Origin of the sequence: Streptomyces sp. NPDC085927 (assembly GCF_044540975.1) — a bacterium.
Classification (GTDB): domain Bacteria; phylum Actinomycetota; class Actinomycetes; order Streptomycetales; family Streptomycetaceae; genus Streptomyces; species Streptomyces hirsutus.
Genome location: NZ_JBITSN010000005.1, coordinates 63,057 through 88,567 on the forward strand (window position 1 = coordinate 63,057; position 25,511 = coordinate 88,567).

Here is a 25,511-nt window from a genome sequence, read left to right on the forward strand (position 1 = left end):
CGGCCGTGGCGGTAACGGCGATCACAACAACCACCACGACAACGGCCGTGGCGGTAACGGCGATCACAACAACCACCACGACAACGGCCGTGGCGGTAACGGCGATCACAACAACCACCACGACAACGGCCGTGGCGGCAATGGCAACCACAACAACCACCACGACTAAGGACTGATAGCACACCGACGACAACGCGATGTGCGGCCTCCCGAGGGCCGCACATCGCGCCGCCCTGATGTGAATCGGCTCATGACAGACCGTCCACAAGCGGCACATGCTGTGGTCGGCCGACGACACCTGGAAGCGGCTGCTCCAGTACGTCCGGGCGGTCGCCGACACCGCGGGCGGCGTCGACCGGAGCGTCACCATCGACTCCACCTCGGTCCGCGTTCACCAGTGCGCCGCCGGTCCCCAACGGCTCCGTGAGAAGAACGACACCAAGTCCGTCCGTCTCGCCAGGAGTTCACGCGGCGGTCGGCCACCCGCTACGACAAGTGCGGATACATATTCCTCGGCACCGTCACCGCTCCCGCACTCCTCGTCCGGCTCCGCTCGTGATCGAGGAGGCACGGCACCGGACGTCCCGGTACTGGTCCCGGACCTCGGGGAGTTGTCGGCGCCTCGATGTCCGCCTTCCCCTCGGGGAGCACGCCGCGCTCCGGCTCGGTCACGTCCTCAACCAGCTGCTGCGCCGGCTCCTCGTCCCGCTGGGCGCCCGGCGCGATCGCCAGCCGCAACAGCCCGGGACCGTCCAGCAGCCCGACGGCGAGAATCTGTCCGTCCCGGCTCCAGGTCCGGACCGCCGCGGCCGTCGCCTCCGCACCGAACCGCCAGAACCAGCCCAGGTCCCCCGGATGCAGTTGCATCGGCGCCCCGTCGTGCTGCCACTCCCGCAGCACGCCCACAACCTCGCTCAGCCCGTCGACCCCCGGCTTGCCCGACACCATCGCCATACTCCCGATCACACATCACCGCACCGACAGCCCGCACCCGGTTTCCGACCGGCCGGCGTGGTGCGGGTTCGGGGACTCGGGAAGGCAGCCGATGATCGAAGAGACACGGCCTGGGCGACGTACTCCTCGAACCGCATCGCCCCCTACCTCGCGGCCGCTCCGCCCTCGCCCGACCACGCGGTGCCGTCTTCCTCGTGTTGTGGACCTCCGGCAAACGCCCAACGGTCACCTTCTGAGTCGCGAAACCGGGCTCCTCCGGCTGGTGCCCCACCGCCGGCCGGTAGCGGATCCTGTACGGGTGCGGACACCTCGACCACCGCGACCGCGCATGCCCGCACACCGTTCCGGCCTGCGTCATCACGGCCTTCCGCACCACGCTTCAGGAGGTGGTGCTTCTCCGGGGGCGAAGGCTGGAGAAGCTCTGCAGCGAGTTGTAGGCTGTCTAAAACCTCTGCCGGGTCTTTGGTACTGCAAAGTGTCAAAGGTGTTGTTGAACGCTGTGTAGAGGTGTGCCGTGTCTGGCTCATTCCCTGAAGATCACATGGCGCCGGACTGGCGCGATCAGGCTTCGTGTGTAGGCGAGGATCCTGAGATTTTCTTCCCTCTGTCCGACTCTGCGTCGCCCGGAGACGAGGCTTCCCTCGCCCGGACCATATGCCGTCGCTGTGCCGTCCTTCTCGTCTGCCGGTCATGGGCCATCGATCACGGCGAGGACGACGGGATCTGGGGCGCCACCACCGCCGCACAGCGCAGAGCGATTCGTCGAGCGCGGTTCGGGCGGTAGAAGCGGCCTGCCCGGTAAACCTGCCGGCGGCGTCTCGAGAGCGGGCTGCAGACCGTCATCCGGACGTTCTTTGCCCTCCGGCTGGAGCCCGGTGGTGATCGGCGCAGCCCCTCCGGAGGCGCATCAGCGGCTTCGGCGTTCGGGGATCGTCGGCTGCGGGCGCGGTGGCGGCGCACGGTCGGCCGGGCCTTGCCGGCGGGCGGCCGTCCCGGCTGTCGCGCCGGAGGCGGTCACCGGCCTGGCCGGCCCGTCCGGACACGGTGCGGCCGATGCCGCGCCGCCGGAGCCGGCGGCTGCCGGCCGGGCTTCAGGGTGGCGGTCGTCCGATGCTCGTGTTCGCGCTGCGCACGCCGCTAGGCCTTCCGGGTTCGACGAGGTGCCGCACCTGTCGGACGTGGTCACCATGGTTGTCCAGCCTCGTCCGGCCGTCAGGAGCGTTGGGCGGGAGGGAAAGGGATGACAATGGAGCTGTTTCCGCCGATCCCGCTCGCCGAGTGGCGCGACACCAAAGAGACCCTCCACCGCTTCGCGCAGATCGTCGGGAAGATCCGTCTCGCCGCCAGCGCTCAGCGTAATCATTGGTGGAATGTCCCGTTGCACCTCACGGGGCGTGGCACCACCACTCGCCCGATGGGTCAGGTCGACGGTAATCCGATCTTCACGATGGACTTCGACTTTGTCGCGCATCAGCTGGTTGTTTCGACTCTGGACGGGCGGGAGACCTCCCTCCCGCTCACCGGCCAGTCCGTGGCGTCCTTCTACCGCATGGTCATGGGCGCGCTGGCCGCGCTGGGCGTCCGGGCGCGGCTCGCCGTACCAAGACCCTTCGACCTTCCCGACTCCGGCCGGCCGTTCGCCGAGGACACCGAGCACTCGACCTACGATCCCGTGCAGGCCAACCGCTACTGGCGGGTCCTCAGCCAGGTGGCGTCCGTACTGGAGGAATTCGCCGCAGGGTATTCGGGGAAGGTCAGCCCGGTGCACCACTTCTGGCACACCTTCGACATCGCCCACAGCCGGTTCTCCGGGAGTCACACCGAGCAGCCTCGACAGATCGACCCGGTCACCCGGGAGGCGTACTCCCGGGAGGTGATCAGTTTCGGTTTCTGGTTCGGAGACGACACCTTCCCGGAGCCCGCGTTCTACTCCTATACCGCTCCGGAGCCCGCGCACCTGGCCGAGGAGCCGCTCCGGCCCGCGGGGGCACGCTGGCTTGCCCGCGGCAACAGCCACCTGGCCGTGCTGCGGTACGACGAGGTCCGTACCGAGGCCGACCCGCGCGCTGCCGTACTTGCCTTCTACGAAAGCGCGTACCGGGCCGGAGCCAGGCGGGCCGGCTGGGAGATCGAACGGATGGAATGTCCCGGCGGGGTGACGGATCCGCAACTGCGGGCTCCCGGGCCTGGCACCGCGTCCGGCTGAGGTCCGCCCGCCGTCACGGCCCGGCGCGGCCCGCCGGCGTGGTCACCGCGGCCCGCCCCGGCCAGGTGCCGGTGCGTGCCAGGACACCCTGGAGCAGTCCTGTTGCCCGGCCACCTCGATGAAGCGGCCGTCCGGGTCGTGCACGCAGCACTCCGCGGCGAACACTCACGACAGCCGAGCGCCGAAGCCCGTGATCCACTGGTCATGCCTTGGTCACCGTCCGCTTTCAAGCGCCTTCCGACGGGCGGAAGGCGACCCTGCGCCCGTCGCGGCCCCGCCGTGCTCCCGCTGGGCCCCACCGTCCCGGCGTTCGCCGGCTCCAGGCCGGCCATCACGCCGACCGCCCCCGCCCGGTTCAGGGCGCTGAAAGCATCCTGAAACCGCGCTGAATGCGCCCTGCCGCAATCTCTGCGGCATGACGACAACGACATCGCACTCTCCCGCCATCGCGGCCAAGGGGCTGCGCAAGGCCTACGGGGACAGGACGGTCCTCGACGGCATCGACCTGGCGGTGCCGGCCGGTTCCGTGTTCGCGCTGCTCGGTCCGAACGGCGCCGGCAAGACCACCGCCGTCAAGATCCTCTCCACTCTCATCACCGCCGACGCCGGCGATCTGCGCGTCGGCGGCCACGACCTGGCCACCGACCCGCAGGCCGTGCGCGCCGCGATCGGCGTCACCGGCCAGTTCTCCGCCGTCGACGGCCTGATCACCGGCGAGGAGAACATGCTCCTCATGGCGGACCTGCACCTGCTCTCCTGCAGCGAGGGACGCCGTACCGCCGCCGGACTCCTTGAGCGCTTCGACCTGGTGGAGGCCGCGAAGAAGCCGGTCTCCACCTACTCCGGCGGCATGAAGCGCCGCCTCGACCTCGCCATGACGCTGGTCGGCGATCCGCGGATCATCTTCCTCGACGAGCCGACCACCGGCCTCGACCCGCGCAGCCGCCACAGCATGTGGGGGATCATCCGCGAGCTGGTCTCCGGCGGCGTCACCGTCTTCCTCACCACCCAGTACCTGGAGGAGGCCGATGAACTCGCCGACCGCATAGCGGTGCTGAGCGACGGCAAGCTCGCCGCCGAAGGGAGCGCCGACGAACTGAAGCGGCTCGTCCCGGGCGGGCACGTGCGGCTGCGGTTCGTCGACCCGGCCGCGTACCAGGCGGCCGCCGTCGCCCTGCGCGAGGCCACTCTCCCCCGAACTCTCGGCTCCGCTCGAGCAGGGGGCGCCCCCATGGCCGAGGCGCTGTCGCTGCAGATCCCCAGCGACGGCAGCCAGCGCGAGCTGCGCTCCATCCTCGACTGGCTGGACTCGGCCGGCATCGAGGCGGACGAGCTGACCGTGCACACCCCCGATCTCGACGACGTGTTCTTCGCCCTGACCGGCACAGCCGACGTCTCCGACCAGCCCGAGGAGGCTGTCCGATGAGCGCCCTCTCCCTCGCCGTACGCAACTCGAACACGATGCTGCGCCGCACCCTGCTGCACGTACGGCGCTACCCGTCCATGACCCTGAACCTGCTGCTCACGCCGATCATGATGCTGCTGCTCTTCGTCTACATCTTCGGAGACGTGATGAGCGCGGGCATCGGTGGCGGCGGCGCCGACCGCTCCGAGTACATCGCCTATCTCGTCCCGGGCCTGTTGACGATGACCATCGGCAGCACCGTGATCGGGGCCGCGGTGTCCATCTCCATGGACATGACCGAGGGACTCATCGCCCGTTTCCGTACGATGGCGGTCTACCGCGGCTCTGTGATCATCGGGCATGTCGTCGGCAGTGTGCTGCAGGTGCTCGCCAGCCTGGTCCTCGTCGGCGCCATCGCCGTGGCCATCGGCTTCCGGTCCACGGACGCCACGGTCCTGGAGTGGCTGGCGGCGTTCGGACTGCTCGTGCTGTTCACCCTGGCGCTCACCTGGATCGCCGTCGGGATGGGACTGGCCGGCCCGAACCCCGAGGCGGCCAGCAACATGGCCATGCCGCTGATCCTCCTCCCGCTCATCTCGAGCGCCTTCATCCCGGCCGACACGATGCCGGGCTGGTTCCAGCCGATCGCCGAGTACCAGCCGTTCACGCCGGTCATCGAGACCCTGCGCGGCCTGCTGCTCGGTACCGGGATCGGCAACAACTGGTGGATCGCGCTCATCTGGTGCGTCGGCCTGACCGTGCTCGGCCACCGCTGGTCGACGGCGTTGTTCAACCGTGACCCGAAGTAGCCGGGACAACCGCGCGGGCGGCCTCCCACAGTTCGTCCCGCTCCAGGGCGGCGTACTCCGACACCGCGTCGGCGTACGCCGCCCCGTCGGCGTCCTGGGCGGCCTTTTGGGCGCGGTCCGCCGACATCGTCGGCTGGAAGTCGCGCAGCACCCGCAGCCGTTCGGCCAGCGCGATCATCCGTACGGCACCGGCACCGGCACCGGCACCGGCGTCGGCGTCGCCGGACGCGAGCCCCGCCATGCCGAGGGCGTGCAGCACCGTCCCGAACACCGGGAGCTCCATGGGCGAGCCGGCCGGACCGGAGAGCAGGGTCCGCAGCCCCTGCCGCAGCCGGTCGACCGGCTCCGCGACCAGCTCGAGCCGGCCGGCGTACGCGTGCGCCGTCACCGCCGCCGACTGGACCTGCAGAGCCCACGGATCGAGCCGGGGGTCGCCGCTGTGCACCGGGCCGGCCTTGCGTATCCGCTCCACGGCGCCGCGCCACAGGCCGAGTCCGAGTTCCGTCAGCCCGCGGGCGAGCGCGATCTCGGCACGCCCGCCGAGGTCGGGCCGGTAGAAGGAGTCCTGCTGCGGGATGGTGTCGCTCTCCGCCTGCCGCAGCCAGTACTCGGCCTCGTCGGGCTCGCCGCGCTGCAGGCAGGCGAGGACGAGGAGCCAGCGGATGAAGATGTAGTCGTGCCCGTCGCCGAGCCGCGGCAGCACATCGAGCACCGCCATGAGATGCCCGTAGGCTTCCTCGCCCCGTCCCATCCGCAAGCACAGCTCGCTCAGCCGGGAATGCCCCATGAGCTGCATGGACGGATTGCCGGCCGGAGCCAGTTCGGTGATCGTCCGGCGGGCCGAGGCGAGCGCGCGGTCGATGTCGTGCTCGTACTCCCAGACGTAGGTGGCGACGCTCTCGGCGATGCCTGCGACCAGCGGTTGCCCGCTGTCGCAGAGCTTGTGCAGCACTTCGTAGTGGGGAGGCAGCATCTCGGGGAGCGCGCCCAGCACTGTCGCGGCGGCGCCCAGCAGCGTGTCCGGCGGGGCCGCGGGCAGCCGCCGGAGGGTGACGAGCTGGCGTACGGCGACCGGACCGTAGCCCATGAACAGGCTCGCCGTGCACAACACCGCGGCGAGGCGGGCGACTTCGACGTATTCGGGCTCGGGGTAGTAGTGCGACAGCGGCGGGCCGGTGTCTGCGGCGAGGGCGGCGAGGCGGAGAAAGTTGGAGTCGTTGGACCACAGGGAGGCGAGGACGGCGGTGAGGGCGGCGATGGTGGGACCGTCCGTACGGGCGAGGGCGTGTCGCAGGGCCGGCACGAGGTTGTCCTGCTCGGCCTTGATCCGCTCCCTGGCGGCAAGGGGGTCTCCCCTGCTCGAGCTGAGCCGAGAGCTGGGGGAAGGCTCCGAGCCGAAGAGCCAGTCGTGGTACGCGACCCCGAAGTCCCGCGCCCAGGCGAGGAACAGGCCGACGGCCTCGTCCTCCTCGCCCGCCTCCGCACGCCGGGCCGCGCTGAACTCCCGTACGGTCTCCAGCATCCGGAACCGGACGCCGACCGGGGTGTCGACGACGGTCAGCAGGGACTGATCGGCCAGCTGCTCCAGCAGCGTCAGCGCATCCTCGCCCAGCACCCGCTCCGCCGCTTCGCCCAGGAAGCCGCCGGGGAAGACGGACAGCGTGCGCAGCGCCGCCCTGGCGTCCTCCGCGAGCAGGTTCCAGCTCCACTCCACGACCGCGTGCAGCGTGCGGTGGCGCTCCGGCACGTCCCGCGCCCCGCCGCGCAGCAGCGCGAACCGGTCGCCGAGGCGGCGCGCGATCTCCGGCACCGAAAGGACTCGCACCCGTGCCGCGGCCAACTCCACGGCGAGCGGCAGCCCGTCGAGGTGGCGGCACAGCCCGGCCACCGCGTCCGGCGGCAGCTCCACGCCGGGCCGGGCGGCCCGGGCCCGCTGTGTGAACAGCTCGACCGAGGTGTCGAGCCCGAGTTCCGGCAGCGCGTACACCGCCTCCGAGGTGAGGCCGAGCGGGGCGCGGCTGGTGGCGAGCACCCGCAGGTCCTTCGAGGACGAGACCAGGGCCTGTACGAGGCCGGCGGCGCCCCGGACGATCTGCTCGCAGTTGTCGAGGACCAGCAGAGCGGGCCCGGAGCCGAGCACACCGAGGATGCCGGGCACCAGGTCGGCGGGGGTGTGACCGCTCATGGCGCCGGACCGTCCCTCGCCCGCGCCGAGCGCGGAGGCCACCTCCGCGGCCACGTCCTCGTCCGCGGTGATGCCGGCGAGCGGCACGAAATGCACCACCCGCTGCTCGGCCCGGCGGCTGACGGCGTACGCGAGCCGGGTCTTGCCGAGGCCGCCGGGACCGACGACGGTGACGGCGCGGGAGGCGCCCAGCAGCCGCTCCACCGCCGCGATGTCCCCGCCCCGGCCGAGCAGCGGGTTCGGCTCGTGCGGCACGCCGTGCCTGACCACAGGGGCCTCGCCGCGCAGCAGCTCCTGCTGCACGGCCTTGAGCCCGCCGCCCGGATCCGTGCCGAGGTCGTCGCGCAGCTCACGGCGGTACGCCTCGTACCGCGTCAGTGCGGCGGACGGGCCCGCCGTCGCCGCCTCGCCGCGCAGCAGTTCGGCGAGCACTTCCTCGTCGCGCGGATGCTCCGCGGCGGCCACGGCCAGCGGCCCGGCGGCCTCCGCGTGCCGCCCGAGGCGGGCGAGCGCGAGCGCCTGCGCGCGTACGAGCGTGCCGCGGACGGGGCCGCGCTCGGTGCGCAACGCGGCTACGGGATCATCGGTGCCGCCGGCCCCGTCAGGGGTGCCCTCCCACAGCGCGAGCCCGGCCTCGGCCGCAGCCAGCGATCCCGCATGGTCCCCGGCCCTGGCCCGGTCCGCGCTCGCGGTGGCGTGCAGCAGCAGGGCGGAGCTGTCGACCTGGTCCTCGGCGAGGGCGAGCCGGTATCCGGTCGGCGTGCTGACGAGGACGTCGGCGCCCAGCTGCGCCCGCGCCCTGGACACGAGGACCTGTACCGCCTTCACCGGCCGCTCCGGCAACTCGTCCGGCCACAGCCCTGCCACCAGCCGCTCGATGCTGCAGCCCGTGCGCAAGTCGCTCGCGAGCAGCGCGAGGAGGCCGCGGAGCCGGGGCGCGGTGACCTCCTGTCCGCGATAGGCGACGCGCGGCAGCAGGGTCAGGTCGGTGGTCACCCGTGCAGATTAACCAAGGCGCCGGCCACCGGAACTCCCGCCGCAGGCCGAACTCCCGCCGCCGTGCCCGCAGTCCGTGCCACCGCGCGCCGGCCGGCTCCGCCCGGAGGAGCACGCACCTGGTTGCGCGCTGCCGGCACTGCGGGAGCCCGGCGTCCTGACAGCATGGCGGCGCGCGGACGGATCGCGCAGCTCCAGCTGCCCCGTCGGCGGGCCGCTGTCGCCGGTGGCCGTGGGATCACTGCCTGTTTCCCGCCTGAAATACTAGGGAGTATCATCATCAGATGCTCCGGACCCTCGAAGAGTGCGTCGGTGGGCAGTGCGCCGGACGAATACCGAACGGGAGAAGGATCTGGATGGCAGTCGCGGACGGTGTCGAGGCCGACAACGCCAAGCGCCGAATTCTGGATGCCGCGGCCGAGGCCTTCATGGAGCAGGGGTTCGGCGTCGCCATCGATGACATCGCCGACAGTGTCGGTGCCACCAAAGGGTTGATCTACTACCACTTCCGCTCCAAGTTCGACATCTTCCTCGCCGCGTACGAGCACGGCATGCGAACCGTCCGCGAACAAGTGGAGCCGCTGGCCCAGGATCCTGGGAGCGGGCGGGAAAGACTCATCGCCATGTCGACCCAGCACGTGATGAATCTGATGACGAATCTCGCGTATCACCATGTGGTTCATCTCGGAGTGCGTGAGCAGTCGTCGACCGCGCTGAAGCCCCGTCAGCGGAAGGCGTTGGACGCGCTGAACCTCCTGCGGGCCGAGTACGAAGACCTTTTCCTTCAGGTCGTCAAGGACGGTATCGCCGACGGCACCATTCGTCCCGTGCGCGCGAATCTGGCCGCCCGGACGCTGCTGTGCAGTCTCAACGCCGTCGACATGTGGTTTCGCCGGATCGAGGGGCAGTCGCCGGACGACTTGCGGCACCTTGCCGACGAGGTCGTGGACATCGTGGTCGGAGGACTGCTCCTCGATCCGGTTCGCTGAGGTTCTGCCGTGGCGGAGTCCGCGACGGGCCGTTCAGCGGTGTGGCTGCCCGTCAGTCGCCCGTAGGGGTCATCGACCGGCGCAGCGCGGCTTTCGCGAACTTTCCGGATGCCGTCTTGGGAAGACCGTCCAGCATGACCACTTTCTCGGGGATCCACCACTTGGCCACCCGTCCGGACAGATACCGGCGGACGCTCTCGGCGGTGAGGCCCGAATCCGGTACCGGCACCACGCAGGCGAGCGGCCTTTCTCCCCACTTGTCGTCGGGCACCGCGACGACCGCGGCTTCCAGGACATCGGGCATCGCCATGATCTCGTTCTCGAGTTCGACCGACGAGATCCACTCTCCTCCCGACTTGATGAGGTCCTTGGTCCGGTCGACGATGCGCACGACACCGAAGGGATCGATGGTGGCCACGTCACCGGTCCGCAGCCAGCCGTCCTCGGTGAACGCCGAGGCCTGGGGGGAGCTGCCGAAATAGGCGGCCGCGACGGTCGGGCCGGCGACCTGCAGCTCACCTCGGCGCCGTCCGTCGCGGGGCACGGGGGAACCGTCCTCGGCGACCAGGCGCAGAGAGCACAGCACCGTGGGAGGACCGGGGACGGCCAGTGCCGTGATGCGGTCGTCCTCGGTCAGGGAGTGCGCCGTCTCGCTGGGGACTCTCGCGCTGCAGACCAGCGGGCTGGTCTCGGTCATCCCCCACGAGCTCGCCAGCGGGATGCCGGCCTTCTCGTGGAAGGCGCGGGAGAGCGTGACGGGCAGCGCGCCCCCGCCGCTGACGGCGCGCCGCAGTGCGCTCAGGTCGGCGTCGCCGACGTGGGGCAGTATCCCGCGCCAGACGGTGGCCACCGCGGCAGCGAAGGTGACCCGGCACGCCTCCATTCCCTGCACCAGACGCTCCGGTGACATGACCGGGCCGGGCATGACCAGGTTCGCTCCGGCCATCAGTGCGGCGTAGGGGAGGCCCCAGGCGTTGACGTGGAACATGGGCACGATCGGCATCACCGTGTCGTCCTCGCCGATGGCGAAGGTGTCCGCCATCAGCAGCGTCATCGCGTGCAGCACGATCGAGCGATGGTCGTAGAGGACTCCCTTGGGGCGGCCCGTGGTCCCCGAGGTGTAGCACAGGGCGGCGGCGGTGCGTTCGTCGACGCTCTCGAACGCCGCGACCGGCCGTGCGACGCCCAGGAGGGTCTCGTAGTCGTGCACCCGGGGGTCGACCGGCAGCTCCGTCGGTGAGCCGTCGTCCATCACGACGAGGTGCCGCACGCTCGGACACCTGTCGAGCAGGGGGCGCACCACGTCGAGGAGCGACCGGTCGACGAAGAGGACGTCGTCCGCGGCGTCGTCGACGATGTAGGCGATGTCGTCCGCGAAGAGACGGTGGTTGACCGTGTGCAGGACCCGCCCCGAGCAGGGCACGGCCATGTACAGCTCCAGGTGGCGCTGCGAGTTCCATCCGAAACTCCCCACCCGGGCGCCGGCGGGGACGCCCAGGTGGTCCAGCACCCCGGCGAGGCGCCGGACACGCTCGGCGACGTCGCCGTAGGACGCGGACACCGTGCCGCTCAGCTGTGTCGTGGTGACGTGTTTGCGGCTGAACCGGTGCTCCATGCCGTCCATGAGCATCGGCAGCGACAAGGGGCGGTCCTGCATGAGGCTGTGCATGTGCGTTTCCTTCGTGTCTGGTTCCGGGGCGGGTCGCGGCTAACGCGAGACGGGGGCCGGGACTTCGGCCGCGGCCGCGTCCTCACTGCGGACGGCCCGTGCGAGCAGAGGCGTGAGCAGGACGCCGACGACCGAGGCGGCGATGACGACGTAGAGCCCCGCGCCGGGGTTCCCGGTCGCCTCCTCGGCCAGGCCGAAGGCGTACGGGCCGAGGAATCCGCCGAGGAGCCCGATCGTGTTGATGAACGCGAGACCGGCGGCGGCGACCAGTCCGGACATCCGCGCCATGGCCACGGACCAGAACAGCGGCAGCGTGCCGAACACGAAGACCATGGAGACCACGATCAGCAGGATCTGCACGGCCGGGGACGACGAGAGCACGAAGACCGCCGCCGTCACCGCCGTCGACGCCGCGAGGATCCCGATGAGCGCCACCTCGTTGCCGAAACGACGGTGTACGAGGGGAACGAGGAGCACTCCGACGGTGGCGCCGATACCGGCGCTTCCCGACACCAGGCCGATGAGGAACGAGCCGTGAATGTTCAGCCCTTCGACGATCGACGGCATGTTGAAGACGATGCCGACGTTCGTGACCTGGTTGAACAGGTAGATCAGCGCGACGATGACGATGAAGGGGCGGGCGAAGGCGTGCTTCAGGCTGCCCCTGATCCGGTGTCCGGTTTCCGTGCCGTCACCGGCGGCACGGGCGGAGAGTATCTCCGCTTCCTCGGACGTCAGCCATGAGGCGTCGCGGGGCGTCTCCGGCAGCCTGAACCAGACGAGGACGCCGACGAGCATGGTCACGATGCCCTCGATCAGGAACATCCACTGCCACCCGTGCAGCCCCAGAGCGGTGTCGAACTCCATCAGCGCGCCGCCCATCGGGTTGCCCACGATGAGGGCGACGGTCGGGGCCAGGTAGATGAATCCGACCACGGTGGCGCGGTGCTTCTGGGAGAACCACACGGTGACCATGTACATGAGGGTCGGGTAGAGGCCGGCCTCGGCCATGCCGAGGAAGAAGCGCAGCACGTAGAACGACCACTCGCCCTGGACGAACATCATGGCCGCCGAGAGCGCGCCCCAGGTGACGGCGATCCGCGCGATCCACCGTCTTGGGCCGACTCTGTGCATGATCAGACTGCCGGGCACCTCCAGGAAGGCGTAGCTGACGAAGAAGATGCCGGCGCCCAGCCCGAAGGCGGTGATGCTGATACCGACGTCGGCCTGCAGCTGGGTCTTGGCGAGCGCGACGTTGGTGCGGTCGATGTAGGCCATGAAGTAGGCGGCCAGCATGATCGGCAGGAGCCTGACCATGGCCTTGCGCGTGGCGCGTGCGTGCAGCGTGTCCGCCGCCGAAGAAACCGAATCGACAGTCATCGAAGCCCTTCCAACGGGTTGAGGTACTGGTGTCGTGCGGGGAACGCGTCCGGGGCGGTGGCGACGTCTCACCTCGGTACGGCAGCGGCAGCGGCGGCCGGACTGTTCCGGTCCGCGCTGTCCGAAGGAGGGAGCCCGCCCGGAGGGAGTCCGCGCCGGCCGCGTCGGCAGATGGTGTTCGTCAGAAGATCTCGAAGAGACCGGCGGCGCCCATGCCTCCGCCGACGCACATGGTGATGACGGCGAACCGGGCACCGCGCCGGCGTCCCTCGAGCAGGGCGTGGCCGACGAGGCGGGCCCCCGTCATGCCGTAGGGGTGACCGACCGCGATGGCGCCGCCGTTGACATTGAGCTTGGCCGGATCGATGCCCAGGCGGTCACGGCAGTGGACGGCCTGCGACGCGAAGGCCTCGTTGAGCTCCCACAGGTCGATGTCGTCCACGCAGAGGCGGTGTTCGGCGAGCAGCTTGGGGACCGCGTGCACGGGGCCGACCCCCATTTCGTCCGGCTCGCAGCCGGCGACGGCGATCCCCCGGTAGGCGCCGAGCGGGGTGAGTCCGCGTTTCCCCGCTTCGCGGGCCTCCATCACGACGGCGGCGGAGGCGCCGTCGGAGAGCTGGGAGGCGTTGCCGGCGGTGACGGTGGAGGTCGCGGACACCTTCCCGTCGGGAAGCACCGGCCGGAGGCGGGACAGCGCATCACGTGTGGTCGAGGCACGGCTTCCCTCGTCCTCGCGCAGGGTGAACTCCCGGACGGCCGCCGGGACGTCCGGGCCCTCGGGGGTCGCCCGTCGGCCGGACAGGGCGACGATCTCCTCGTCGAAGAGTCCCGCCCGGTGCGCGGCGGCCGTCCGCCGCTGGGACAGCAGGGCGAACTCGTCCTGCTCGTCACGGCTGATGCCGTAACGCTCTGCCACGATCTCCGCCGTCTCCAGCATGCTCATGTAGAGCGAGGGCTTCTCCCGCGACAGCCACGGGTCGAGGGCCCGGTGGGTGTTCCTGTGCTCGTTCTGGACGAGGGAGATGGATTCGACTCCGCCACCGATCACGATGTTCATCCCGTCGGTGACGACCTGCTTCGCCGCGGTCGCGATCGCCATCAGACCCGACGCGCACTGCCGGTCGATGGTCATTCCGGGAACCGTCACCGGCAGCCCCGCCCGCAGCGCCCCCTGGCGAGCGACGTTCATCCCCGTCGAGCCCTCCTGCATCGCGCAGCCGAACACGACGTCCTCGATCTCCTGTCCGTCGAGTCCAGCCCGCCGCAGTGCGCCGGTGATCGCGTGGGCGGCCAGCCGCTGCCCCGACGTGTCGTTGAACGAGCCACGGAACGCCTTGCCGATCGGCGTCCGGGCCGTGGACACGATGACGGCCTCTCTCACGGCACGGCCCCCGTCTCGGTGCCGGCCATGGCGGCATACCGCTTCGTCTGGTCGAACGCGGACGCGGTGACCACGGGAGCACTCATGTCGCTGATCTCGGCCCACCGCTCGGCGATGGTTTCGGGCGAGCGGTCGCCCTCGGGGAGGTAGACCCCTGCGGACTCCTTCATCTGCGCAATGGCGAAGACACCGGCGCCGGCGGCGAGGATGGTCTTGGTGGGGGCCTGTTCACTGACGAGGAACAAGGCTCCCGGAGCAATCGATTCGGGGGTGAGCAGGCCGAGGATCCGCTCGTCGATCAGGCCCTCGGTCATCTGCGTGGCCGCGGTCGGGGCGAGCGCGTTGACACGAATGCCCTTTCGCTCGCCCTCGATCGCGAGGACGTTCATCAGACCGACCAGGCCGGACTTCGCCGCACCGTAGTTGGACTGGCCGAAGTTGCCGTAGATGCCGGATGCGGACGTGGTCATCAGCACCCTGCCGTAGCCCTGTTCCACCATGTGCGGCCACACCGCCTTGGTGCAGTGGACCGAGCCCATCAGGTGGACGTCGACGACCTGGCGGACGTGATCCAACTGAATCTTCGCGAAGGACTTGTCGCGCAGGACCCCGGCATTGTTGATGAGGATGTCGACGCGGCCCCACTGGGCGAGGGTCTCGCCGATCATCTTCTCGACGGCCTCCGCGTCCGTGACATCACAGAGGTGGGCGAACGCCTCACCACCGGCGGCCCGAATCTCCGCGGCAACCTGTGCCGCCGCGCTCCGGCCTGTGGACTCTCCACTCGGCGACCCCATGTCATTGACGACCACCTTGACGCCGCGCTCGGCAAGGGCCATGGCATGAGCCCGTCCCAACCCGCCACCGGCACCGGTCACCACCGCTACCTGACCTTCGAAGTTCATCTCGCTCCTGTTTCATACTACGGAGTATCATCATGGTCAGGACGGCAATGGAGTGTCAACAGTCAATCCGGAGGATCGAGCCGTGAACCCGGGCCTCCGGCCTCGCCGACGGCGCGGGGCACTGCCGGGCCGGCCGGCGGCGAGCGGGGGCGAGCGGGGCGAGCGGGGGCGGGGAGGGCCGCGAGGGCCGCCACGAGCACGGCGGCGAGGGTGGCGAGGGCGCCGAGGAGGGCCGTCCTCGGCCGGCACCGGGAAAACGGGCGGGAGTTCGGGGGAGGGGCGCCGCAGGCCCCGGGGGCATGGCCGTCCAGCGCGGCAAGAACGTCCGGGAGGGCCACGCCGTCGAAGGCGGCCCCTCTCGGCCTCCTTCGGCCCGCATGCGGACACGGCGGGCCGGGCGGCCGGCCGTCGATGCCGTGCTCGCCGACGGCCGGCCTCGTCCTTGTCAGGGTGGGGCGCCGAACCACTCCTCGAAGGTGGGACCGGCGAGTTCGGCCCGAAGGCCGGGCAGGAACCCGCCGAGGGCGTCGGTCTCGGCATCGGGATCGTCGGAGTCGTCGACGTCAACGACCTGGATGCCCGGCGGGCGCCTGTGGTGACGCGTGAGGTCTTCGGTCTGCGCGCTGCTCAGCCACGGGAGGCTGTCGCACAGGGGCTGCGCCTCACGGCGTGCTCGGGTCCGGTGCGAACGCGCCGGCGGGAAGCCCTCCGCCTCGGCCGCGACGACCGGGGTGCCGCCGGCGGGCCGACGACGGGACGGCAATGGGCCGGTGAGGGATATGACTCCACGTCATGACCGGTCCCCCTTGTGGCCGCCGGGGTCCAGGACGTCGCGCTGCCCGGTGACCTCCGCCTGGTCCAGGCCGGTGATCGCGGGGTGGTGGATGTCGAAGGCGGGGGATTCGGAGCGGATGCGCGGCAGCGCGACGAAGTTGTGGCGGGGCGGCGGGCAGGAGGTCGCCCACTCCAGTGACCGTCCGTAGCCCCAGGGGTCGTCGACCTCGATCCGCTCACCGTACTTGGCGGTCTTCCACACGTTGTACAGGAACGGCAGGGTGGACAGGCCCAGGAGGAAGGCACCGATGGAGGACGCGGTGTTCAGGGCGGTGAAGCCGTCGACGGCGAGGTAGTCGGCGTAGCGGCGGGGCATGCCCTCGGCGCCGAGCCAGTGCTGGACCAGGAAGGTGGTGTGGAAGCCGACCAGCAGCGTCCAGAAGTGGATCTTCTCCAGCCGGTGATCGAGCATCTTCCCGGTCATCTTCGGCCACCAGAAGCTGAAGCCGCCGAACATCGCGAACACGATCGTGCCGAACAGCACGTAGTGGAAGTGGGCGACGACGAAGTAGCTGTCGTGGACGTGGAAGTCCAGCGGCGGCGAGGCGAGCAGGACACCGGTCAGGCCGCCGAACAGGAACGTGACGAGGAACCCGGCCGCCCACAGCATCGGCGGCTCGAACGACAGGGAGCCCTTCCACATGGTGCCGATCCAGTTGAAGAACTTCACGCCCGTCGGGACGGCGATCAGGAAGCTCATGAAGGAGAAGAACGGCAGCAGCACCGCACCGGTGGCGAACATGTGGTGCGCCCACACCGTCACGGACAGCCCGGTGATGGCGATGGTCGCGCCGACCAGGCTCAGGTAGCCGAAGACCGGCTTGCGGGAGAAGACCGGGATGATCTCGGTGATCACTCCGAAGAACGGCAGGGCGAGGATGTAGACCTCGGGATGGCCGAAGAACCAGAACAGGTGCTGCCACAGGATCGCCCCGCCGTTCCCCGGGTCGAAGATGTGCGCGCCGAACTGCCGGTCCGCCTCCAGCGCGAGCAGAGCGGCGGCGAGGACGGGGAAGGCGAGCAGCACCAGCACTGAGGTGAGCAGCACGTTCCAGGTGAAGATCGGCATCCGGAACATCGTCATGCCGGGGGCGCGCATGCAGATGATCGTGGTGATGAAGTTGACGGCGCCGAGGATGGTGCCGAACCCGGACAGCGCCAGTCCCATGATCCACAGGTCGCCGCCGAGTTGGGGGGTGTGCTCGGCGCCGCTGAGCGGCGGGTAGGCGGTCCAGCCGAAGTCGGCGGCCCCCTCCGGAGTGAGGAAACTGCTCAGCACGATCAGGCCGCCCAGGGCGAACAGCCAGTACGACAGCATGTTCAGCCGGGGGAAGGCCACGTCCGGGGCACCTAGCTGCAACGGCATGATCGCGTTGGCGAATCCCGCGAAGGTCGGGGTGGCGAACAGCAGCAGCATGATCGTGCCGTGCATCGTGAACGCCTGGTTGTACTGCTCCGGGGAAACGATCTGCAGGCCAGGCCGCGCCAACTCCGCCCGCACCACCATCGCCAGGACCCCGCCGATCAGGAAGAACCCGAAGGACGTGATGAGATACAGGTGGCCGATCTTCTTGTGGTCCGTAGTCGTCAGCCAGGTGACCAGGACGTGGCCCCGTCCGCGGCGCTCGGCCGTGGGGACCGGAGCCACCGGCTCGGTATGGGTTGCCATTGCATTCCTCACTCGGGAGCAGCGCATGGACGGCCACAGGGGTGCGGTGGTCCCACCCGCCGGTCCTGTGTCGGGGCTGTACGTATCCAGCTCCGCGGAAAGTAGTCCTCCTTCGGAACCACATACGCCGGCACGACTGTCGGCGCCGGTTCCCGGCGGCCGCAACGGGCACGCCGTCCGGCGAGGCGCCGACGCGCTTTCCCGACGAGCACGGCATCCGCCTGTTCTGGTGACCCATCGGAGGGAACCGTGCGGTCCCCAGGCGTGAGCGGTGGCTGAAAAGCACCCGTGGTGAACAGACTGAGGAGCAGGTCTGTGCTCGTCGTCCGAAGCGGGGTACCCCGGTGGCGCGCGAGTCCCTTCTCGTTTCAGGAGGCACCCCCCATGACCTTCAACCCCCTGGAGCAGCGGGGCATCCCGCTGGACCGCCAGCTGCGCAGCTGGCGTGAGCTGAACGTGGAACCGATCGACCCGGATCACTGTGACCCGTACACCCGCTGTCGCGTCATCACGATGAACGGCATCGAGGTGGAGGCGATCCTGTTCAGCCACCAGATGGCACGTCACACCGTCGACCCCGAGGTGAAGCGCCAGCTCGCGCGGGTCCGCTACATCGAGGCGCAGCAGCAGAAGGCGGTGAACTGGCTGCTCCCGGGTGTGTCGTCGGTGCTGGAGACCACCATCGCCTACGAGCAGGTCGCGGTGGACCTGACGGCGTGGGTGGCGCGGATGGAGCCGGACCCGTACCTGAAGCAGGCGTACCAGTTCGGTGTGCTGGAGGACTTCGACCACCTGTACCGGTACGCGAACCTGTACGAGATGATCGAGCACCGCAAGGCGGAGTCGATCGTCGACAACCTGACCGAGGTCATGCCCGGCCGGCCCACCAGGTTCCACCACCGCGACCCGGTCGACAACGTCCGTGACCCGTACGCCAAGGACCGGACGAACCCGCTGTCGAAACTGCACGCGTTGACGATCATGTCGGCGGAGCAGCAGACCATGAACTTCTACATGAACACCGGCCCCACCTACATGGAGCCGATCGCCCGTCAGCTGTACCAGGAGATCGGGCTGATCGAGGAGGAGCACGTCACGCACTACGAGTCCCTCGTCGACCCGGGCGAGACGTGGTGGGAGCAGCTGGTCAACCACGAGTACAACGAGTGCTACCTGTACTACTCCTTCATGGAGCAGGAGAGCGACCCCAGGGTCAAGGCCATCTGGGAGCTGCACCTGAACATGGAGCTGGAGCACCTGCACGCCGCCTGCGACCTCATGCGCCGGCACGACGGCCGCGACCCCGCCTCGGTGCTGGCCCCCGAACTGCCCAACGTGCTCACCTTCGAGCCGAACAAGGGCTACCTGCGCGAACTGCTGGAAACACAGATGGACCTGACCACGCTGGGGGCCGGCTACGTGCGCGAGGCGCACGAGAGGTTCGAGCAGATGCAGGAGCAGATCCACGGCGGCGAGGCACCGCCGAGCGACCGGGTCATGACCGAGCACGACACGATGTTCGGCCGCGAGTACCGCGTCCAGACCGAGGGGGACCACCCCGACCCCGCCATGCGCGAGAAGTGAGGGGCGCCATGTCCGAGCTGCACACCCCGCACGCCGGGGACGACCAGGCCAAGGACGACGACGTCGTCTCCCTGCTGATGCGCCAGCACGGCGACATCCGCAACCTCTTCGACGAGGTCGAGGCCGCCAAGGGTGAAGAACGCCGCGACGCCTTCCGCCGCCTGGTACGCCTGCTGGCCGTGCACGAGACCGCCGAGGAGGAGGTCGTCCACCCCTTCGCCCGACGCGCGTTGCCGGGCGGCGAACAGGTCGTGAAGGACCGGCTCGCCGAGGAGAAAGCGGCCAAGGAGACCCTGGCCGCGCTCGACGACATGGACACCGACGACCCGAAGTTCATGCCCCACCTGCTGAAACTGCGCAAGGACGTCCAGGAGCACGCCCGGGCCGAGGAGCGCTACGAGTTCACCCACATCCGCCGCAGTACCGACGCCACCAACCTCGCCGCGATGGCCAAAGCCATCAAGGCCGCCGAGGCCATGGCCCCCACCCGGCCCCACCCCGAAGTGGAGTCCGGCGCGGCGAACGTGGCGCTCGGTCCCATCGCCGCACTCATGGACCGCACCAAGGACACCGTGCGCAAAGCCATGGGGAAGGACTGAGTCCACGGTGGGCCCCGGTCGGCCGGCGTCCCATCGGCGCCGGCCGACTTCCTGACCCGCTGACGCCCTCGTGCGGCGTTCATCGCCCCCAGGCCCGGCCGCGGGGCAGGGGCCCCACGTCCGCGTGGCGGCCGGGGCGCACCGCGGCGTGACGCTGCCCCGGGCCAGGGCCCGAGCGGGCGGCCAGGGCGTCGGCGACGGCCCCGGTGGCGAAGGCGTACACCGTCTTGTGGAGCAGGTCGACCACCAGTTCGCGGCGGGGCCAGGTCGGGGGCGGGGCGCCGACGCCGGTGGCGTTCTCCAGGATCTGGTCGCTGGTGATCCGGACGACGCCGAACTTCGCCGACGACCAGGGGCCGCGCAGTCCGACGTGCGACATCACCGACCGCAGAACGCCGAGGACCGCGCCCTGCCCCACGTGCATGGCCAGGTTCACCAGCACGGGCTGAGAGCCCGGGCGCTCCGGCATGCCGGTCAGACGTTCCAGGGTGCGTGCGGGCACATGGGAGTCGGGACGGCCGGTGAGCCGTTGCTCGGCCTTCTCGCCCAGAGTCATCACCAACACCCCGGCCGTGCCGGCGACCAGCCCCTGCCACAGTGCGCTCTTCATCATGCCGCCCCGAGTACCCCACCTGCCCGCCCTCACCTCGCCAGGTGTCCTCCGGCGCCTTCGGCCGTCGCCGTTTAGTCCCGTCGGCCGCGGAAACCCGCCGCGGGACGGCGACGGCCACATGCGAGTGGAGGGCAGCTCATGAAGAAGGCGTTGTGGATGGTCCCGGTCGTCGCTGCCGGTGCCGCGGCCGCGCGGAAGGCCAAAACGGCACGTCGGAGCGATGGCCGGGCGGGCGACCGATGGCTCACGGTGACGGTCAACCGCCCGATGACGGACGTGCGGCCGGACGGGAAACTGCCCGATCCGCTCCTGCGGTTCGCGGAGCGGATCGACGTGCGGATCGGCCCGGCACCGGGTGACCGCGGCACGGAACTGGCTGCCCGGTTCAAGGAGCCGACACCCCCATCGTCGGCCTCCCTGCCCGCGCGTCTGGCCGGACAGGATCCGCGACAGGAACTCCGGCGCGCGTTGCGCGAGGCCAAGGCCGTCCTGGAGGCCGGTGAGGTGCTGCGCCCCGACGCACCGCCGACGACCCGGCCCACGCCCGGAGGCAAGCTGATCGAGCTGTTCACCCGTCGCTCCGGTGGGGAGGGAGTGCTGTGAAGGCGCTGTGCTGGGAAGGCGTGAACAAACTGTCCGTCGAGCAGGTTCCGGATCCGGAACTGCGCAACGACCAGGACGTCATCGTGCGGCTGATCGCGGGCACCACCTGCGGCTCCGACCTGCACCTCATCGGCGGCTACATTCCGGCCATGCGCGCCGGTGACGTGATCGGGCACGAGTTCGTCGGCGAGGTGGTGGAGACCGGCCCCGGAGTACGCCGGCACAAGGTGGGCGACCGGGTCGTCGTCTGCTCGTTCGTCGGCTGCGGGCGCTGCTGGTACTGCGCCAACGACCTGTGGTCCCTGTGCGACAACACCAACACCAACCCCGGTATCGGCCAGGCCCTGTTCGGCTACGAGACCGCCGGCATCTTCGGCTACTCGCACGCCATGGGCGGCCTGCGGGGCAGCCACGCCGAATACGTCCGCGTCCCCTTCGCCGACTACGGGGCCTTCCCCGTCCCCGAAGGCATCGACGACATCAGCGCCCTGTTCGTCTCCGACTCCGTGCCCACCGGATGGATGGGCGCCGACCTCGCCGGAGTCGAACCCGGTGACGTGGTCGCGGTCTGGGGCTGTGGCGCGGTGGGGCAGATGGCCGCCAGGGCCGCGATCCTCAAGGGCGCCGAGCGGGTCATCTGTATCGACCGCCTCCCCGAACGGCTGGCCATGACCGAGCAGTACGTCGGCGCGGAGACCCTCGACTACACCACCACGGACGTCGCCGCCGAGCTGCGCGAACGCACCGGCGGACGCGGTCCCGACGTGTGCATCGAGGCCGTCGGCATGGAAGCCCACAGCGACGGCCCGATGCACCTGTACGACCAGGCCAAGCAACAGCTCCGGCTGCAGACGGACCGGCCCACCGCCGTACGCCAGGCCATCCACGCCTGCCGCAAGGCCGGCACCGTCTTCATCCTGGGCGTCTTCGCGGGCGCCGTCGACAAGTTCCCGCTCGGCGCTGTGATCAACAAGGGGCTCACCGTACGGGGCGCGCAGATGCACGGGCAGCGCTACATCCCGATGCTGCTGGAGCGGGTGGCCGCGGGCGAGATCGAGACGTCCCACCTGGCGACCCACACCCTCCCGCTCGACCGGGCCCCGACGGCGTACGACCTGTTCAAGCACAAGACCGACGGCTGTGTGCGCGCCGTCATCCGCCCCGAGCACTGAGATGCCCCTCGTGACTCCCGACGGGGCCGCTCACCGGGTCGCCGACCGGCTGGCGCGGTGGCGTGCGGCACCGGCCCTGCACCCGCACGGAGTGCTGTGCTCGGGCACTCTGGACGTGCCCGGCCGCAAAGGCGTGGGGTGGAACGTGCCGTGGCTGGACCGGCCCGGCTCGTACGGGGTGACCGTGCGCTGGTCCCGCGCGCTCGGCCTGCCCCGACGGCTGCCGGACGGCCTGGGCCTGGCCGTCCGGGTCAGGGACGCCGACGGCCCGGGCAACGCGCTCGACCTGCTGTTCACGTCCAGTGGCTCCGGCCGGCTCGGCCGCCATCTGCCTCTTCCGCGGCCCGCCGCCCTGACCGGACCGTACTCCACCCTGCTGTCCTACCGGGTGGGCGAACGCGAACGCGTGCTGGCGGCCTTCCCCGTCCCCGACCCGAGCGGCCCGCCGGAAGACACCCTGCCGACCCTGTGGCAGGAGCTCGCCCGCAGGCCCGTCCGCTTCGACCTGCGCGCGGCAGCCGCCGGCGAACCCTGGCGTACCTTCGCCTCACTGGCCCTGGAGGCGGTACACGCCACGCCCACCACCAGCACGGTGTCCTACGACCCCTACGCCCACGCCCTGCCCGGCCTGCGTCCCACCGGGCGCCTGCGCGGCCTGCGCATCGCCGCCTACGCCGGCTCCCGCCGGGGCCGGACCGCCGGCGAGCGCGGCGGGCGGCCGGCGCGGCCCCCGACGGTTGAGGCGGGACAGCCGCACCAGGAGTGAACAGGCGGGGCGGAGAGCAGGCAGAACGACGGCACTCCGGCGGCACAGCACCGCTGGAGGGGCGGGCCGGCACACTGAACGTGTGCCGGCCCGCCCGTGAAGCGCTCGGCCCACAACCTGATGCGCCAGGGCTCAGACCGGCTCGGGCTGCGGTTCTGCGGGGTGCGGCTCCGGTTGCCGCGCCGGTGTGGCCTTCGCCTCCCACCGCCTGATGGTCCGCACGTAGTGGTGGACCACCGAGGCCGTCGCCAGGACGAGGAGGGGGCCGAACACCCACGGATGTCCGGCCATCTCCATCGGCAGATAGCGGTACGACACCAGGAGCACGGTGAAAACCGCCGTGCCGTGGACGACCAGCTGGATGCCCGACCGGTCCCAGCCCTGTGCGAGCGAGCGCATCGCCGCCTCGATCGTGAGCGCGAACACCACACCGGCGATGATGTCCACGCCGTAGTGGTAGCCGAAGCCCAGCGTCGCGCCGAGGGTGCCGACCAGCCAGAACGTGCCCGCGTATCGCATCGCCCGCGAACCCTTGCGGGAATGGATGAAGAGCGTGACGGCCCACGCCGTGTGCAGGCTGGGCATGCAGTTGCGCGGGGTGATCCCGTCGAACGGCATCGGGTGCGGAGCGCTGATCGGCGGCAGCGTGTCCGGCCACAGGTCGGCCGCCGCCCACTGGCCGCCGTCGGCGCCGTAGGCGTACACCGGACCGACGACCGGGAAGAGCATGTAGACGGCCGGTCCGAGCAGGCCGATGACCAGGAAGGTGCGTACCAGATGGTGGGCCGGGAAGCGGCGCTCGACCGCCACGTGACGCAGCTGGTACAGCCCGACGAGCGCCGCTGCCAGCGGGAGCTGACCGTAGACCAGGTGCAGAACATGGACACTGACCGGTGCGGTGGCGTTGACGACCTGGCCGACCAGCCACGACGGGTCACCCAGCGCGCGATCGGCGGTGACCACGTACTGGTCGAGCACTTCGGGGCGGGTCTTCGACGTGATGAGCAGCCAGGTGTCGCCGGTCTTGTGACCGGCCACCAGCAGCAGACCCAGCCCGGCGCCCTTCAGCAGCAGCGCCCGTTCCCGGCCGGCACGGCGCGTGACGGCGACGACCGCACAGCCCAGGACCACCCACAACGCACCGTTGCCGAAGTTCATTTCGGCGTCGAGCGCCCACCGCACCAGCCAGAAGAGGACGTCGATGCCGATCGCGGCACCGAGCGCGACGAGCCGTTGCCGCCAGGTGAGCACCACCATCGTCAACGCCAGACCGGCGTACAGCAGCGGACCCGAATGGGGGGCGAATATCACCTCTCGTGCCTGATGGGTGATCGGCCCCGGTAGGCCGTAGTGGCGCGCGGAGAGCTCCAGCGCGACGAGGAAACCGAGGGCCGCCACACCCGCCGAGGCCCACAGCATCGCTCGTGGCCGAAGCCACGCGGCGAAGACGGAGCTGCGGTCCGTCCGCGACGGTATTCGTGGTGGAGTAGTTTTCAATTGTTTGGCCCATTTACTAGATATTGGACAAATAGGTTATTTGTTGAGCCGCTTGGCGGGATGTACCGGTGAAGAACGGGCGATCGGGGAGATCGTCGCGAGTTCGAACATGCTAACGGTATGGGGGGTGGGTTTCACCGGTCACGAGGGACGCCGAGGCCGGGTGGTCCCGCGCTCGGCGGTCCGGCGCCCGGGACGGCCGTGAACCTCTCCACGTCCGGCGGCTCAGACCGTACCGGCCACCTTCCGGGACCCGGCCCGCGGCGCGGTCAGTCGCCGGGGGAACCGGACGGGGAGGGAGCGCCGCCGCTGCCCGTGAAGGCGTCCAGGATCCGTCCGGCAGCCAGCGTGGCCGTCAACTCGCCGTCCCTCACCTGCTGTTCCAGATGAGGGGCGAGGGACCGGACGGCCGGGTCGGCATGCAGGCGGCCCAGCAGTTCGTCGCGGACCATGGTCCAGGCCCAGTCGACCTGCTGGCCGCGGCGCTTGGCGGCGAGGCGTCCGGTGGAGTCCAGCAGGGTCCGGTGCTGTTCCAGGCGATCCCAGACGGTGTCGAGACCCGTCGACTCGCGTGCGCTGCAACTGAGCACCGGCGGACTCCAGAAGGCGTCCCTGCCGTGCATCAGCCGCAGCGCGCCCGCCAGTTCACGGGCCGCGGCGCGGGCGTCGCGCTCGTGCGGGCCGTCGGCCTTGTTGACGGCGAGCACGTCGGCCAGCTCCAGCACACCCTTCTTGATGCCCTGCAACTGGTCGCCGGTGCGGGCGAGCGCGAGCAGCAGGAAGGAGTCGACCATGTTGGCGACGGCCGTCTCGGACTGGCCCACACCGACCGTCTCCACCAGCACCACGTCGTAGCCGGCGGCCTCCATCACCACGATCGACTCGCGGGTCGCCTTCGCGACCCCACCGAGCGTGCCGGCCGTGGGGGAGGGCCGGACGAACGCCGCGGGATCGACGGCCAGGCGCTCCATGCGTGTCTTGTCGCCCAGGATGGAGCCGCCGGTCCGGCTGGACGACGGATCCACGGCGAGCACGGCCACCCGGTGCCCCAGTCCGGTCAGCATCGTGCCGAAGGCGTCGATGAACGTCGACTTGCCCACGCCCGGCACCCCGCTGACCCCGATCCGCCGCGCCCGCCCGCTGTGCGGCAGCAGTTCGGTCAGCAATCGCTGCGCCAGTTCCCGGTGTTGCGGCCGGGTGGACTCGACGAGGGTGATCGCACGGGCGACCACCGCCCGCTTCCCGTCCAGCACGCCCTTGACGTACGTGTCGAGGTCGATGGCCATGACGTCACC

The 25,511-nt window shown here is 70.3% G+C and carries 21 protein-coding genes and 1 pseudogene; 10 read left to right on the forward strand and 12 right to left on the reverse strand.

Annotated features, from left to right (window positions below; genetic code table 11):
* Both ACIF80_RS14890 and ACIF80_RS14895 read right to left on the reverse strand, forming a co-directional pair.
* Positions 1-370, reverse strand: a 370-nt coding sequence (locus ACIF80_RS14890) for a hypothetical protein (protein ID WP_399804149.1), incomplete at its 3' end; no start/stop codon positions are given.
* A 245-nt stretch (positions 371-615) separates the two neighbouring features.
* Positions 616-991: pseudogene (locus ACIF80_RS14895) on the reverse strand (GNAT family N-acetyltransferase); the annotation flags it as partial.
* A gap of 504 nt (positions 992-1,495) precedes the next feature.
* On the opposite strand from ACIF80_RS14895, the gene ACIF80_RS14900 reads away from it, so the two are divergent.
* The 4 genes from ACIF80_RS14900 to ACIF80_RS14915 all read left to right on the forward strand — a co-directional run bounded on the left by ACIF80_RS14900 (position 1,496) and on the right by ACIF80_RS14915 (position 5,374).
* Complete coding sequence (locus ACIF80_RS14900) at positions 1,496-1,738, forward strand: WhiB family transcriptional regulator (protein WP_399805246.1); 243 nt, start codon at positions 1,496-1,498, stop codon at positions 1,736-1,738.
* A 462-nt stretch (positions 1,739-2,200) separates the two neighbouring features.
* On the forward strand, positions 2,201-3,160 hold the full coding sequence (locus tag ACIF80_RS14905) for a DUF5996 family protein (RefSeq protein WP_399804152.1): 960 nt from the start codon (positions 2,201-2,203) through the stop codon (positions 3,158-3,160).
* 415 nt (positions 3,161-3,575) lie between these two features.
* Complete coding sequence (locus ACIF80_RS14910) at positions 3,576-4,586, forward strand: ATP-binding cassette domain-containing protein (protein ID WP_399804154.1); 1,011 nt, start codon at positions 3,576-3,578, stop codon at positions 4,584-4,586.
* A complete protein-coding gene (locus ACIF80_RS14915; RefSeq protein ID WP_399804157.1) occupies positions 4,583-5,374 on the forward strand; it encodes an ABC transporter permease in 792 nt (263 codons plus the stop codon). The genes ACIF80_RS14910 and ACIF80_RS14915 overlap by 4 nt, the downstream gene beginning before the upstream one ends.
* Here the strand turns inward: ACIF80_RS14915 and ACIF80_RS14920 are convergent.
* Complete coding sequence (locus tag ACIF80_RS14920) at positions 5,355-8,555, reverse strand: ATP-binding protein (RefSeq protein ID WP_399804160.1); 3,201 nt, start codon at positions 8,553-8,555, stop codon at positions 5,355-5,357. The two genes, ACIF80_RS14915 and ACIF80_RS14920, sit on opposite strands and share 20 nt — an antisense overlap.
* A 356-nt stretch (positions 8,556-8,911) precedes the next feature.
* Here ACIF80_RS14920 and ACIF80_RS14925 point away from each other — a divergent pair, with 356 nt between their 5' ends.
* Entirely contained in the window at positions 8,912-9,544 is a 633-nt protein-coding gene (locus tag ACIF80_RS14925; protein ID WP_399804163.1) for a TetR/AcrR family transcriptional regulator, read from the forward strand.
* Between the two features lie 52 nt (positions 9,545-9,596).
* On the opposite strand, the gene ACIF80_RS14930 is transcribed toward ACIF80_RS14925, so the two are convergent.
* From ACIF80_RS14930 to ctaD, 6 genes are all read right to left on the reverse strand, one after another.
* Entirely contained in the window at positions 9,597-11,213 is a 1,617-nt protein-coding gene (locus tag ACIF80_RS14930; RefSeq protein ID WP_399804166.1) for a long-chain fatty acid--CoA ligase, read from the reverse strand.
* Between the two features lie 39 nt (positions 11,214-11,252).
* The gene (locus ACIF80_RS14935; RefSeq protein ID WP_399804169.1) at positions 11,253-12,593 is read right to left on the reverse strand and encodes an MFS transporter; all 1,341 of its coding nucleotides are present in this window, start codon (positions 12,591-12,593) and stop codon (positions 11,253-11,255) included.
* A 181-nt stretch (positions 12,594-12,774) separates the two neighbouring features.
* The gene (locus ACIF80_RS14940; protein ID WP_399804171.1) at positions 12,775-13,974 is read right to left on the reverse strand and encodes an acetyl-CoA C-acyltransferase; all 1,200 of its coding nucleotides are present in this window, start codon (positions 13,972-13,974) and stop codon (positions 12,775-12,777) included.
* A complete protein-coding gene (locus ACIF80_RS14945; protein ID WP_399804173.1) occupies positions 13,971-14,879 on the reverse strand; it encodes an SDR family NAD(P)-dependent oxidoreductase in 909 nt (302 codons plus the stop codon). Before ACIF80_RS14945 ends, ACIF80_RS14940 begins: the two co-directional genes overlap by 4 nt.
* Before the next feature lie 445 nt (positions 14,880-15,324).
* On the reverse strand, positions 15,325-15,642 hold the full coding sequence (locus tag ACIF80_RS14950) for a hypothetical protein (protein WP_399804175.1): 318 nt from the start codon (positions 15,640-15,642) through the stop codon (positions 15,325-15,327).
* Positions 15,643-15,669: 27 nt separating this feature from the next.
* A complete protein-coding gene (gene ctaD, locus ACIF80_RS14955; protein WP_399804177.1) occupies positions 15,670-17,382 on the reverse strand; it encodes a cytochrome c oxidase subunit I in 1,713 nt (570 codons plus the stop codon).
* 384 nt (positions 17,383-17,766) lie between these two features.
* On the opposite strand from ctaD, the gene ACIF80_RS14960 reads away from it, so the two are divergent.
* Positions 17,767-18,966, forward strand: a complete 1,200-nt coding sequence (locus ACIF80_RS14960; RefSeq protein ID WP_399804180.1) for a hypothetical protein — start codon at positions 17,767-17,769, stop codon at positions 18,964-18,966.
* 8 nt (positions 18,967-18,974) lie between these two features.
* Positions 18,975-19,565, forward strand: coding sequence for a hemerythrin domain-containing protein (locus tag ACIF80_RS14965; protein WP_399804182.1), 591 nt, complete (start codon positions 18,975-18,977; stop codon positions 19,563-19,565).
* Between the two features lie 79 nt (positions 19,566-19,644).
* Here ACIF80_RS14965 and ACIF80_RS14970 read toward each other — a convergent pair whose 3' ends face one another.
* On the reverse strand, positions 19,645-20,178 hold the full coding sequence (locus ACIF80_RS14970) for a hypothetical protein (protein ID WP_399804184.1): 534 nt from the start codon (positions 20,176-20,178) through the stop codon (positions 19,645-19,647).
* 138 nt (positions 20,179-20,316) lie between these two features.
* On the opposite strand from ACIF80_RS14970, the gene ACIF80_RS14975 reads away from it, so the two are divergent.
* From ACIF80_RS14975 to ACIF80_RS14985, 3 genes are read left to right on the forward strand one after another with little or no spacing between them, the layout of a single operon-like run.
* On the forward strand, positions 20,317-20,781 hold the full coding sequence (locus tag ACIF80_RS14975; RefSeq protein ID WP_399804186.1) for a hypothetical protein: 465 nt from the start codon (positions 20,317-20,319) through the stop codon (positions 20,779-20,781).
* Complete coding sequence (locus ACIF80_RS14980) at positions 20,778-21,953, forward strand: zinc-dependent alcohol dehydrogenase (RefSeq protein ID WP_399804188.1); 1,176 nt, start codon at positions 20,778-20,780, stop codon at positions 21,951-21,953. The genes ACIF80_RS14975 and ACIF80_RS14980 overlap by 4 nt, the downstream gene beginning before the upstream one ends.
* 10 nt (positions 21,954-21,963) lie before the next feature.
* Entirely contained in the window at positions 21,964-22,719 is a 756-nt protein-coding gene (locus ACIF80_RS14985) for a phosphodiesterase (RefSeq protein ID WP_399804191.1), read from the forward strand.
* A 132-nt stretch (positions 22,720-22,851) separates the two neighbouring features.
* Here ACIF80_RS14985 and ACIF80_RS14990 read toward each other — a convergent pair whose 3' ends face one another.
* Together ACIF80_RS14990 and meaB are read right to left on the reverse strand one after the other, a co-directional pair.
* A complete protein-coding gene (locus ACIF80_RS14990) occupies positions 22,852-24,138 on the reverse strand; it encodes a phosphatase PAP2 family protein (protein WP_399804194.1) in 1,287 nt (428 codons plus the stop codon).
* A gap of 347 nt (positions 24,139-24,485) precedes the next feature.
* On the reverse strand, positions 24,486-25,502 hold the full coding sequence (gene meaB / locus ACIF80_RS14995; protein WP_399804197.1) for a methylmalonyl Co-A mutase-associated GTPase MeaB: 1,017 nt from the start codon (positions 25,500-25,502) through the stop codon (positions 24,486-24,488).
* Between the last annotated feature and the right edge of the window lie 9 nt (positions 25,503-25,511).